This is a genomic window from Xenorhabdus sp. IM139775, from assembly GCF_028598745.1.
In the GTDB taxonomy this organism is placed as follows: Bacteria; Pseudomonadota; Gammaproteobacteria; order Enterobacterales; family Enterobacteriaceae; genus Xenorhabdus.
Genome location: NZ_JAQRFK010000081.1, coordinates 1 through 12,899, shown reverse-complemented (window position 1 = coordinate 12,899; position 12,899 = coordinate 1). Strand labels below are relative to the sequence as shown.

At 43.9% G+C, this 12,899-nt stretch carries 12 protein-coding genes; 6 read left to right on the top strand and 6 right to left on the bottom strand.

The window, feature by feature from the left end:
- Positions 1 to 440: 440 nt before the first annotated feature.
- Positions 441 to 1,427 (top strand): endonuclease, encoded by a 987-nt coding sequence (locus tag PSI17_RS14355; RefSeq protein ID WP_273552624.1) that lies wholly within the window; start codon positions 441 to 443, stop codon positions 1,425 to 1,427.
- A gap of 344 nt (positions 1,428 to 1,771) precedes the next feature.
- Positions 1,772 to 2,560, top strand: a complete 789-nt coding sequence (gene phoH / locus PSI17_RS14350; RefSeq protein ID WP_273552623.1) for a phosphate starvation-inducible protein PhoH — start codon at positions 1,772 to 1,774, stop codon at positions 2,558 to 2,560.
- Positions 2,561 to 2,654: 94 nt separating this feature from the next.
- Here the strand turns inward: phoH and PSI17_RS14345 are convergent, their stop codons facing one another.
- From PSI17_RS14345 to PSI17_RS14330, 4 genes are all read right to left on the bottom strand, one after another.
- Positions 2,655 to 2,837, bottom strand: a complete 183-nt coding sequence (locus tag PSI17_RS14345) for a DUF2474 domain-containing protein (RefSeq protein ID WP_273552622.1) — start codon at positions 2,835 to 2,837, stop codon at positions 2,655 to 2,657.
- Complete coding sequence (cydB, locus tag PSI17_RS14340; protein ID WP_273552621.1) at positions 2,794 to 3,801, bottom strand: cytochrome d ubiquinol oxidase subunit II; 1,008 nt, start codon at positions 3,799 to 3,801, stop codon at positions 2,794 to 2,796. The genes PSI17_RS14345 and cydB overlap by 44 nt, the downstream gene beginning before the upstream one ends.
- Positions 3,791 to 5,140, bottom strand: coding sequence for a cytochrome ubiquinol oxidase subunit I (locus PSI17_RS14335; protein ID WP_273552620.1), 1,350 nt, complete (start codon positions 5,138 to 5,140; stop codon positions 3,791 to 3,793). Before PSI17_RS14335 ends, cydB begins: the two co-directional genes overlap by 11 nt.
- Positions 5,141 to 5,529: 389 nt before the next feature.
- Positions 5,530 to 6,072, bottom strand: a complete 543-nt coding sequence (locus PSI17_RS14330; RefSeq protein ID WP_273552619.1) for a TetR/AcrR family transcriptional regulator — start codon at positions 6,070 to 6,072, stop codon at positions 5,530 to 5,532.
- A 158-nt stretch (positions 6,073 to 6,230) separates the two neighbouring features.
- On the opposite strand from PSI17_RS14330, the gene PSI17_RS14325 reads away from it, so the two are divergent.
- The gene (locus tag PSI17_RS14325; RefSeq protein WP_273552618.1) at positions 6,231 to 6,761 is read left to right on the top strand and encodes an HPP family protein; all 531 of its coding nucleotides are present in this window, start codon (positions 6,231 to 6,233) and stop codon (positions 6,759 to 6,761) included.
- 195 nt (positions 6,762 to 6,956) lie between these two features.
- Here PSI17_RS14325 and yegD read toward each other — a convergent pair whose 3' ends face one another.
- Positions 6,957 to 8,309 carry a molecular chaperone gene (gene yegD, locus PSI17_RS14320; RefSeq protein WP_273552617.1) on the bottom strand — a complete coding sequence of 451 codons (1,353 nt, stop codon included), beginning with the start codon at positions 8,307 to 8,309 and terminating at the stop codon, positions 6,957 to 6,959.
- 259 nt (positions 8,310 to 8,568) lie between these two features.
- On the opposite strand from yegD, the gene PSI17_RS14315 reads away from it, so the two are divergent.
- From PSI17_RS14315 to PSI17_RS14305, 3 genes are all read left to right on the top strand, one after another.
- Positions 8,569 to 9,990 carry an aminotransferase-like domain-containing protein gene (locus PSI17_RS14315; RefSeq protein WP_273552616.1) on the top strand — a complete coding sequence of 474 codons (1,422 nt, stop codon included), beginning with the start codon at positions 8,569 to 8,571 and terminating at the stop codon, positions 9,988 to 9,990.
- Between the two features lie 126 nt (positions 9,991 to 10,116).
- Positions 10,117 to 10,686 carry a HutD/Ves family protein gene (locus tag PSI17_RS14310; RefSeq protein ID WP_273552615.1) on the top strand — a complete coding sequence of 190 codons (570 nt, stop codon included), beginning with the start codon at positions 10,117 to 10,119 and terminating at the stop codon, positions 10,684 to 10,686.
- Positions 10,687 to 10,988: 302 nt separating this feature from the next.
- Entirely contained in the window at positions 10,989 to 11,930 is a 942-nt protein-coding gene (locus PSI17_RS14305; protein ID WP_273552614.1) for an omptin family outer membrane protease, read from the top strand.
- Between the two features lie 355 nt (positions 11,931 to 12,285).
- Here the strand turns inward: PSI17_RS14305 and lhgO are convergent.
- A partial coding sequence (gene lhgO / locus PSI17_RS14300) for an L-2-hydroxyglutarate oxidase (RefSeq protein ID WP_273552613.1) occupies positions 12,286 to 12,899 on the bottom strand: 614 nt, incomplete at its 5' end.

Below are 12,899 nucleotides of genomic sequence, written 5' to 3'. Positions count from 1 at the left end.
CAGAAAACGCATTCAGTATAATATCTAACTGATTCTTACCGGCAATAATAACCTGAATCTGTAAATTATTTTCTGAATGGTGAGTGGTAATGACAGTCACTTCTTCGTTCCCTGAATATTTCTTTACAACTTCCAGTAACTCTTGCTCAAGTTGTTCAGTTTTAGTGCTGATGGTCATTTATCCTACTAAAATTAATTAAAATTTTTAAATACCTTCATGCTATCCAAATAAATAACCTTCGATAGTTTAATAAACATAATATTTTTACGCTTAATATCCCCATCAAATGGGTGATAAAGAAAAATAGACGAATAATATTTGTCATTTTGTGGTGTTGTCAGGCAGGATAATAGCCTGATGTTATGCGCAAACGTTTTGGATGAATAAGTAAATAGGTATTATTTTGAACAGTAAAATTGGCCAGTGGGCACGCTATCTTTTGATTTTGGGATTAACTTTTTCTTTTCACGCATGGAGCGCACCCAGTAGCTTCGAACAAGCCAAAGTTGAATCAAGAAAAAATGTTTATAGCGGACAGACAAAATCAGAGATAGGCACGTTATATTGTGGGTGTGATTGGCAATGGGTTGGCAAGAGTGGCGGGCGTGTTGATCTGGCGTCTTGTGGTTATCATGTCCGATCACAGCAAACCAGGGCTGCACGCATTGAATGGGAACATATGGTGCCGGCTTGGGTATTTGGGCATCAACGTCAATGTTGGCAAAAGGGTGGGCGGAAAAACTGCGTTGAAACTGATCCTGTATTTCGCAGGATAGAATCAGATATGCACAATTTGGCACCGTCAATTGGTGAAGTTAATGGTGATCGCAGTAATTTTGGTTACGGAATGCTCGCCGGAAACATCCCTGATATGTATGGTTCATGCCGCAGTAAGGTGGATTTTAAGTCACGTCTGTTTGAACCGCGCGACAGAGTGAAAGGAATGGTTGCCAGAGTCTATTTCTATATGCACGACCGCTATAATCTGACGATGTCACGCCAGCAGCAGCAATTGATGATGGCATGGGATCGTCAATATCCAGTGGATGCTTGGGAGCGTGAAAGAGATAACCGGATTGCCAAAATTATGGGGCACCATAACCCCTTTGTGACTGGCAGTAAAAAATGGCAATTGGGGCATAAAAACTCAGGTCAGGGTTTGATATCTCAGCAAGGATTAGCGGCACAGAACAGTGCGCCAAAGCAAAACCATTTGCAAGCAGGGAACAATCAGGTATCAGCCCAAAGAACTGCCGCAAAAACGGCACAAAATGAAATGATTAAGGGAAATAAGAATAGTCAGATTTATCATTTTGCGCATTGTTCTGGTTATAAGACCGTGGCAGATAAAAACGCAGTTTATTTCCGTTCAGAAGCAGAAGCTAAAAAAGCAGGCTATCGTTTAGCCGGTAATTGTAAAAAATAGCAATGGTGAATGGTGAAAATCGTTGCCAATAAAAATCAAAGAATGTTTCAGTAAAATTTAACCTTCAAGCTTGTCATAAATAAAAAACTGTCATTATACTGACATCATAGTCCGTTAAATTACCCCAAAGAAAGCGGAAAGATGTGAGGAATGCTAATGACAGCGACTGAAACTGCATTCCCGGTTAGGAGCCGGCGATTAAGATCATATGTTACTAATGAAAGAGTGACGATCTTAACGCCGGTTTTTTTATGGACCCTTAATGAGCTTAAAAGGAAGCTCCTCTCTATTACTCAGCGAGATAAAACACCGTAAAGTGAAACTTAACGATAAGGTGTGCGATTATGGCCAGACAGAAAGCAGTGCTCAAAGCTCGTCGTGAAGTGAGAAGAATGTTAAAAAAGGACATGCGACAATCACGTTATCGAAACCATGATAATGTCACTTCATTGGTACAGTTTGGCGGCGTTGAAGCTATCGGAATGGCACGCGAAAGCAGGGATACATCAGACGTTATGCCGCGTAGCGAAGTGCAGTATCGCTATATGCGGGCAATCAATAACAAGCAATTGATTATTGCCAATGGGGAAGCCGGCTGTGGCAAAACCTATATTAGCGCCGTCATGGCAGCCGATGCTTTAATCAATAAAGAGGTTGATAAAATCATTGTAACGCGTCCGGTATTACAGGCAGAAGAAGATCTCGGTTTTCTGCCGGGAGATATGGCGGAGAAATTCGCGCCTTATTTTCGGCCTGTTTATGACGTGCTATTAAAACGCATGGGCGCTTCATTCCTGCAATATTGCCTGCGTCCTGAAATTGGCAAAGTGGAAATTGCGCCTTTTGCCTATATGCGGGGCAGAACATTTGAGAATGCCTTTGTGATCCTCGACGAAGCGCAGAATGTTACCGTCAATCAAATGAAAATGTTTTTAACTCGATTAGGAGAAAATGTCACAGTCGTTGTCAATGGTGATGTTAGCCAGTGTGATTTACCGGTAAATATTACATCGGGATTGGCGGACGCCCTGGCGCGATTTTCTGATGATGAAGCTATCAGTGTGCTCCATTTTTCTCAACAAGATTGTGTACGTTCCAGATTGTGTCAGAAAGCGCTTTTGGCTTATGGTTGACAGCCAATAGATCTCAAGAAATATCCCCCGGTTAACTTTGTGGCTGGGGGATATAAATTGAACCAGACGTTAATTGTATTTAAAAAGTGAATTATCACTTCACCTTCATTCCCGCCATAGTCATTAAAGCGCGAAATAACGTGGATACGGCGTATAAGGCCAGTACACTGCAAAACCAAATGGCTAGCATCCAGCCTAAGCGCTGCCATAATGGAGGGCGTTGTGGTGCTGTTTTAATGGTAGCCTTGTTCAGGGCTGATTTTTCCTCGGAAGACATAATAGCTCCAAAAGGTATAAGTCAAAATAATCGGGATGATAAACAGGGCACCAACCAGCATAAAGCCGAGCGATTGAGGCGGCGAGGCGGCCTCTTCATAGCTAATAAAGGGAGGGATAATGTTCGGCCAAATACTGATCCCCAACCCGGTGAAGCCCATGAAAATCAGTAACAGCGCTGTCAGGAACGGGGTGTAATGGCTTGAGTTCGGGGATGCTTTTAAGAGCTGCCAGCTTGACCCTAATACCAGTAATGGTACGGGCATAAAGAAAAACAGATTTGGCAAACTGAACCAACGTTCAGCCATTGTTGGATGGGCGAGTGGCGTCCAAATACTGATAATGGCAATAACCGCCAGCATCAGTAAGGTTAGGGGGCGCAGGACACGATACATCTGTTGTTGCAGATGACCTTCGGTTTTCATCACCAGCCAGCCGCATCCCAATAGGGCATAAGCGATAACCAGGCCAAACCCACAAAATAAGGGAAAAGGTGCCAGCCAATCAAAATAACTACCGGCATAAACCCGGTTTTCGACAGGAAAACCGGTAATAACCGCCCCGACAACGATGCCCTGCATAAAAGTAGCGAGGATTGAACCGACAATAAAGGCCTTATCCCAAACGTGTTGGTGCTTTGGTGTGGCCTTGAAGCGGAATTCAAAAGCCACACCACGAAATATCAAGCCCAGTAACATCATGGTCAATGGGATTGTCAGTGCATCCAGAACCACGGCATAAGCCAATGGGAATGCGCCAAATAATCCGGCGCCACCCAGCACCAGCCAAGTCTCATTACCATCCCAGACGGGCGCCACAGAATTCATCATCAAATCACGATCGGATTGCCCCTTAACGGTTGGATATAAAATGCCGATACCAAGATCAAAACCATCCATCACGATATACATCATGGTGCTGAATATAATGATCAAGAACCAAATAAGAGGAAGATCAATACCCATTTATGGATTCCTTATTTGAGTTTTGTGGGAGGCCCTTACGGATGAGTTTCATCATATAGGCGTAACCCATACCGAAGACGGCGGCATAGACGACAAAGAAAATAAGTAAGCTGATGCTCATATGGATTTCACCGTGGGCGGACACCGCATCTTTAGTGCGCATCAAGCCATAGACGACCCACGGTTGACGGCCAATTTCGGTGGTGAACCAGCCTGCCAGGATCGCGATAAGGCCGGAGGGTGCCATAAGCAGCATAAAACGAAGAAAGAACCGATTTTCATAAAGGCGCTTTTTATGACGCAGCCATAGCCCCCAGATACCCGCCACAATCATCAACATGCCCAGTCCCACCATGATGCGAAATGACCAAAACACCATAAAGACATTTGGGCGATCTTCTGGCGCGAATTCTTTCAGTGCCGGAACTTGTTTATCCAGACTGTGTGTCAGGATCAGGCTGGCAAGGTAGGGGATTTTGACTGCATAACGCGTCTCTTCTGCTTTCTGATTGGGAATACCAAACAGAATCAACGGGGTCGCTTCACCGGGATGATTTTCCCAATGGCCTTCCATCGCGGCGACTTTAGCAGGCTGATGTTTTAACGTATTCAGTCCGTGCATATCGCCAATCATGGCTTGTAATGGCGCAATAATCAGGATCATCCACATCGCCATTGATAACATTTTCCGCATGGCGGATGAATTATTGCCTTTCAGCAGATGCCAGGCCGCAGATGCTGCAATGAAAAATGCCGAGGCCAGAAATGCCGCAGTGCTCATATGCAGCAGGCGATAAGGAAATGAGGGATTGAAAATCACCGCAAGCCAATCAACGGGAACCACTTGATTATCAATAATTTCATGGCCTTGTGGTGTTTGCATCCAGCTATTGGAGGCCAATATCCAGAATGTAGAGATAATGGTGCCGAGTGCCACCATGCAGGTGGCAAAAAAGTGTAGTTTTTCACCAACCCGCTGCCAGCCAAACAGCATAACGCCGAGGAATCCGGCCTCAAGAAAAAAGGCCGTCAATACCTCATAAACCAGTAACGGGCCTGTAATTGTACCGGCAAAATCAGAAAAGAAGCTCCAGTTAGTGCCGAACTGATAAGCCATCACCAAGCCGGAAACCACGCCCATACCGAAATTAACCGCGAAAATTTTTGACCAGAAGTGGTATAACGTTTTGTAGTCTGTATTACGGGTTTTAAGCCATAAACCTTCCAGTACCGCCAAAAAACTGGCTAAACCTATCGTGATGGCAGGAAAGATAATGTGAAAGGAAACCGTAAATGCAAACTGTATCCTTGCGAGTTCAAGGGCATTTAACCCTAACATAGTGACCTCTTATTGAAATCTATTGGGGATATGAGTAAACGAAGTGAGAAAGTGCAGACAAGTAGAGCATAGTGACCTGAGGTATAATAGTGACAATTTTTTGTTTATTGACTATAACAGTTTAAAGGGGGCAGTTATTGGGGAATGCTTGCCGAGTTCGATTTTTCGGCAAGCTGAGGGCAGCATTTGTTTTCCATATTTTCAGAAGGGGCTAAAGAAGGTGAAATAATCGGGATAAGCCGTCATATCTTTCTTCCTCTTCCTTTTCCTCGTTCTTTTTTTGTAAATGTCTTGCATAGTTAATCCATATAAAAGATTCTGGCCCATCCCAAGGTGGAAAAGTAGGCTTCAAAGTCATTAGTGACTAAGGCTGCCTTATTTTGAGAAACTCAGAGCATGGCTTTTGCCCCTATCCGGTAAATGTGCTCACAACCCGTCACTTCACCAAATTCAGCCCGGACTATCATGCCTTCGATAAATGTTATCAGTGCTTCTGCTTTAGTTTCAGCATCTTGTTGGTTCGAGGGGAAAATAGAGGATAACAGCGCTTTTAGCCACTTTTTATGCTGTTGAGCCTGTTTGACAATAGTCTCATCATGGCCTTTAAATTCTGCCAAGGCGTGCATAAACAGGCATCCTTTAAAATCAGGAGATTGGAACCAAGAAAAATGCCACTCAAGGATCGCATCCAGCTTGTTTTCCGTTCCTTCTGGGGTAGATACCGCGCTATTGAGTGACTCTTCAAATCGGTTATGTCTCCTGAGTAATAGGCTTTCAATCAGTTTGTTTTTAGAGCCGAAGTAGCGATACATAGAGGTTTTTGACACACTGGCCTTATCCCGAATCAAATCAACCCCGACGGCGTTGTAACCGAATTCATTAAACAGTGATTCCGCAGTATCTAAGATGTGTTCTTTTTTGTTCGTCGTCATTTTTCTGAGTTATCCCCATTAGCCTTGGTTAATAACCTTATTTATTGAGAGGTTGTTTTGCTGTGTACAGATCTGTACCATTCAGGAAGTGAACAGATTTGTACACTGTATCATGTTGACTGAATAATAGTGCATATTAATCATCTGGAGAATCAAAAATGGGTAAATTGAGCGGCGGCGGTGTTTTACCACCAAAACCAGATTTTATTCAATTAATTAAAGGGTTATTGGGAGGGTTCATGGGTATTTTGGTTCTGGGCTATTTAAGTCAGACAACAGAATATCCGTGGTTAATGGCTCCGTTTGGGGCAACCTGCGTTATCCTCTTCGCAGTTCCGGCTTCTCCGCTTGCTCAACCAAGAAATGTGATTGGTGGTCATTTACTGGCCACGGCTGTCGGGCTTATCACATTATACACACTGGGGGACGCTTTAATTGTGATGTCTCTGGCGGTAGGAGTAGCCATTATGCTGATGCAACTGCTTAGAGTTGTCCACCCACCCGCAGGGGCTAACCCACTGGTGGTATTTTTGGCCGGGCAAGACGCGGTTGGTTTTGATTTTCTGTTTACCCCTGTGTTGACGGGTAGTTTGGCGCTGGTTGTGATTGCCTCTTTTATTAATAATATGGGCAAAGAAAATCGTTGGCCAATATATTGGCATGGATTGACCAGAAGAAAAGGGGGGTGATGAGTAAAATGAAATCACTCAACGGTTGATACGCGACTGACTAATACAAATAAGTTATTCCATTTTGTATCTGTGAATAGTGTTCGCCACATGATGATGAGGTTTAGTGAGTTTTTGGTGAAATTGACTATACCAAATCATCATGCCGTTCAAATTTCCTTCACAAAACGCCAACACGCCCTTCTACAGCCACCATTAAGCAAAACAGATTTTTGCCCAGCGAGCCAGACCTGTTGTGACTGAACCGAAGTAATTACCGCCCACCAGTGGGATCCCCGGCAACTCTTGTTCAACGGCTTGGCGTAGGATAGGTGAACTGGCTGATCCTCCGGTCATAAAGATCACATCGGGTTGAGTTCCACTTTGTGCCACGGCTTCGCTAACTAATTTCGCCATTTTTTCCTTGGTGGATTCGATCGCTGCAATCATCTGATCACGCTGGATATTCACTTCAATCATTTCTGATAATAGATTGAGTTTAACACAATGCTCAGACTGCCCTGAAAGTGCAATTTTAGCTTCTTCCGCACTGCGAACAAGGCTGTATCCTAATGTGTCTTGGTACACTTTCAATAAGCGGGCTAATTTTTCGGGTTCTTGGGCATCCCTGTGCATGGATTTTAATGTCGCCAAATTCTGGCGGGAGTAGAACTCTTTCTGAGCCTGTATGTCGTTAATGGCAATCGGGTTCCAGAACTGTGTCAATGGCATCTCAATGCCTGAGGCAACTTTGCTTCCCAACCCAAAAGGGTGCATCAGTTGCTTGAAGGTCAGATGAATATCTAAGTCATTCCCGCCAATGCGTTGCCCCGCGTGCGCCAGTAAACTGTCATTGCGTTCAGGTTGGCCTTGCCAGCTTGGTCCCATTTGAATAACGGAGCAATCGGTTGTTCCGCCGCCAATATCGACGATCAATACCGTTTTATCTTCTGTTAATGTGGCTTCATATTCCAAGCCGGCTGCCACAGGTTCAAATTGGAACTCAATATGGCGAAAACCCGCCCGTTTTGCCGCATTAAGTAAAATCCCTTCAGCTTGTTGATTCGATTTATCACCACCGCGCCCATGAAAATTGATTGGGCGCCCAATGACGACATCTTCGACAGCTTGCTGTTTATTGGCTTCTACTTGTTGTTTGATATTAGCCATCATGGCGCAAACCAGATCTTCAAAAAAACTGATTTGAGTCTCCCTTAATCCCATTGCACCCAGAAAAGATTTCGGTGATTTAACGTAGTAAATATCTTGGGGATCTTCCAGATATCGCGCTAATGCCTGTTGCCCAAAGACGATATCCTCTGGCAAAAGTTCGATACCTTCTTCACGGTTTGCCGCAACCGCACTACGAAGTAGTTGCTCACCCGCTTGATTGCTTGGTTTGATATTCCAGTGGCGAAATAAATGCTCGGAAACGGATTCTCGGCTCGGTGCAGCCAGAGCAGAAGGCATATAAAAGTTATCATTTTCGATAGCAATAAGCTGCGGGGTATCGCCGATCATTTCTGCTACCGCGCAATTTGATGTGCCATAGTCAAAACCGATGAACATAAGTTTCCTCATCTTTAAGCGTGGAAATTTTTAAAAAGGGCGCAGATGCTATCCTAAATTCGCGTGAAACGCGAGGTTAGAGGAATGAAGATTAACAGTAATAAAAACTTATTAGTCAATGCCCATTATGCAAACACCCTTTTTCGGGCGGCTTTATTTACCTTCGATCATCGTGTGATTTTTGTTTCCGGGGATACCCAGTATAATATTGAGAATTTTTTGTTAATTACCTATAACAGTTTAAGCAGAGGCCAAGCAGATGACGCGTTACGAACAATTGGCTGGCATGATCCGCCAACAAATAGAGGTCGATATTTGGCAAGTGGGGGATAGATTGCCGTCACTGCGGGAATCGGTAAAGTCGTCGGGCTTGAGCTTGATGACTGTACTACAAGCCTACCAACTGCTGGAAAGTCAGGGATGGATCGTGGCACGTCCACAATCAGGGTACTATGTTGCCCCGCGATTAAAACCTTTTGCGGCGGCAAAGGGGGGAAAAGAACTCAACTTAAGTGAAAATGTGGAGATCAGTGCGTCTATTTTTGATGTTTTGCAGGCATGCAAAGATCCGCAGATTATTCCATTCGGCTCAGCATTTCCCGATCCCTCTTTATTGGCAGAGCCTAAATTGTCAAAAATACTGGCTTCCGTTGCCCGCCGCTTCGTTCCACACAGTTCGCTGGCAAATCTGCCGCCGGGCAATGAAAAGTTACGGCGTAATATCTCCCGTCGCTATGCTGCCAACGGTATCCATGTTTCCCCTGATGAAATTGTCATTACTGCTGGCGCAATGGAATCATTAAGTTTCAGTTTGCAATCCGTTACTTCACCGGGGGATTGGGTGGTGATTGAATCGCCGGCTTTTTATGGGGCGCTACAGGCGATAGAACGGTTACGTTTGAAAGCCATTGCCATTAAAACCGATCCGCTTACCGGCATTGATTTGGATACCTTGGACGCGATCGTACAGAAATATCCCATCAAAGCCTGTTGGTTGATGTCGCGTTTTCAAAACCCATTGTGTAGCACCATGCCGCCAGAAAACAGACAGCGATTGGTGGGGATTTTGAATCACCGCCAGATCGCCCTGATTGAAGATGATGTGTATGGCGAATTGTATTTCGAACAGGAACCTCCGGCACCCATAAAGGCTTGGGATACAGAAAATAACTTTATGCACTGTGCATCATTCTCAAAATGCTTGGCTCCCGGTTATCGGGTAGGTTGGGTTGCTGCGGGTAAACACGCAAAGAAAATTCAGCAATTACAGATGATGAGCACGGTATCGGCCAGTACCCCAACACAGTTGGCGATTGCAGACTATCTGGCGCAGGGAGGTTATGACAATCATCTGCGTCGATTAAGGCGGCAGTTGGAACAGCGGCAAAGCCGGATGCTATGGGCAATCAGTGAATATTTTCCCCAATCCGTAAAAGTGAACAGCGCACGTGGAGGTTATTTTCTTTGGCTGGAGTTTGAACCGCCGTTTAATGCGAACCGGCTCTATCAATTGGCATTGGCAAAAAATATCAGTATTGCGCCGGGTAGCATGTTTTCCACCAGCACTCAGTTTGATCACGCTTTTCGCCTGAATACTTCGTTTGGCTGGAATGAAACACAGGCTTTGGCAATGAAGGAGTTGGGGGATCTGTGCCACCGGCTTTCAAAGGAATGCGGGTAATCAATCACACTTCAACTATTTCGATATTGTCGCCAGAGACATTATTTGCCAATGTGCCTATTAACAATTTGACACTGATTATCTTTTGGCTTTATGAACAAAATTTACAAATGGTGAGGGAGCGGCATGAAAATAAAATGTTTCGATTATGCAACATTACCAAGGGTGCAATGGTTTGAAGGGAAAGGTGAAACAAGGGATATTGCCTGTTGGCCTGTGTCTGATGATTTTGCTTGGCGAGCCTGTTTTACGACCTTTCATCAAAGTGGGGAATTGGGGCAGTTTCCTGATATTGAACGCGTGATCGTTTTATTAAAAGGAAAAGGTATCCGCTTGACCAGCCCGGGGTTTCTGGAGCATGAACTGGTGAAAAAGATGACGCCATTTAATTTTTCAGGCGATATCCTGGGACACGCGGAATTATTGGATGGCCCCGTTCAGTGTTTCAATATTATGACTCGTCGCTCATGTTGGGCGTCTGAGATTTCAGTCATTTCTGAGGAACGTTTACTGCCAACATCACACAGTGGTGTACTTTATGTTTTAAAAGGGCGCTGGGAAATCACAGGCGCAAATTGTGTCCAGCTTGCTTTTGGTCAGGGGGCATGGTGGCTGCCGGATATTAGGGACGGGGTAATTAAGCCACTGGTTGCGGATAGCCAGTTATTGTGGGTCGATTTACGCCCGATTGGGTGAATGGGATAATCATTGAAAATTAATATAATAAGCGGCCTGTTTTTATAACAGGTCGTTGAATTTTATAAATTAAAATTTAACAACTTCAAGTTTTAATCAAAAAATCCTGCCTAAAAAATGAAAAATAGCTAAAAGCGTATAATCTTAATCTATGAACATATAACGATAAAAGTAATATGACACAAATATTATTATTCCCGTTATTGATAGTTAAAGACATTATCTCTTTTGGTCATAAATAGCTATCAAATAATAATGGAATATAAAAACTGATTTTTTGTTATGATAAGGATCTAATAAATATGAAGAAAAGTTTGATGGTGATTCCATTAGTCACTTTATCTTTTGGCGTTATGGCACAACCTGTTTCATCACAACTTTATTTGAGAGATGACAGTGTCTCTTTTGTGTTTGGACTTGGTTGGCTGAAAGGCGAATCTAATGAACATCTCTATGGATATTCCGAAGATCCAAAATACAAAAGTAGCCAATTGGATTGGAAAATTGGCGATGTCCTGATTGCCAGAGGCAAAGTTTCTTGGGATCTCCTTGACAGATTAACCGTGAATGCGGGGGGGTGGGTTAAATTATCATCCCGCAATAGCAAAATGGATGATTATGACTGGATGGATATAAACCAAAGCCACTGGACTGACTGGTCATCCAGCCCGGATACTTCCCTGAATGATGCCAATGAATTTGATTTCAATGCCGCAGGTTGGCTAATTAAACAGCCTGATTACAAATTGGGTGCTGTATTGGGTTATCAGGAAACCCGCTTTAGTTGGACAGCTTATGGTGGCCATTATGTCTATAAGAAAGGCGCTAATGTCGGGGAATTTCCTTCTGGGATGGCAGGGATTGGCTATAAACAAAAGTATAGCTTGCCCTATATTGGATTAACCGGACAGTATCGTTATCAGGATTTTGAATTTAACCTGTTACTGAAATATAGTCCGTGGGTAAAAGCCTGGAGCCACGACCAGCATTATATGCGTCGTTTAACGCTGCCTCAGAAATCGGATAAGGTTCATTACTATGGTGCCAGTGTCGATGCCGGTTATTATTTAACGCAAAATGCAAAGCTTTATACGGCATTCACCTGGAATAAATATCGTGAAGGTAAAGGGAAAACGAAGTTTATTTATTCTGATACCGGCTACGTCGCTGATTTAGGTGACGATTCTATCGGAATTGAAAACCGAAACTACAGCATAGATCTTGGATTACAATACCATTTTTAATGTTCTTATTATTACATAACCGGCATAACTGACAGCTACCTATTTTTCGGTATCTGTCAGTTTGGGGCTATACGCCGGAACCGCTGAAAATTTTGTCAATCCCAATTAAACCCTTCTATCACGGCATCCAAATCAAGCTCTTTTCCTTACATTGATCAATTCCCAGAGATCAATGAGCGGTTATTGGATATATATATCCGGCTTCTTATTATATATTCTTTCAGTAAATGGCAATCTGAAAACACTATCATAGTCATATTTCATCTCTTTACCTTACGGTTGTTTTACTAAAAAAATGCCGAATAACGCAATAAAAACACCTGTCATTTCCATTGCAGATAAAACCTCTCCACTCTCACAGTTCAGTAAAATACCGTTTCACAATCTCCCTGCCTATCTCTATTGAAGTCGTGGCGGCGGGTGAAGGTGCATTGCAAACATGCAGTGAACGGCGGCCTTTCACGAAGTGAAAATCATCCACTAATTTGCCATCAGTGGTGAGTGCCTGAGCACGAACACCGGCTGGTGCTGGGGTGATATCTTTTGCTTGCAAATCAGGAATAAGCTGGCGGGCATTTTCGGTAAAAAGTGGGCGGGAAAAGGAACGTCGCATTTCTGCCATCCCTTCACAGAAATAACGTGTGGCGATTTTCCAGAACCCTTTGTAAGCCAGTACCTCAGCCATATCCTGTAGATTGAAATCTGTTTTGCGATATCCCTCACGCTTAAATGCCAAGACGGCATTCGGGCCAACGTCCCGTTTTCCATTGTGCATCCGCGTAAAATGGACGCCAAGGAAAGGGAAGTCGGGATTGGGTACGGGATAAATCAGGTGATTGACCAGATAATTTTTACTGCTGTTCAAGACATAATATTCCCCGCGGAAGGGAACGATCTTCATCCCTGTCTCATAGCCTGCCAGCCGGGCAATTCTGTCGCTGTGCAATCCGGCACCATTCACTAGTGGTG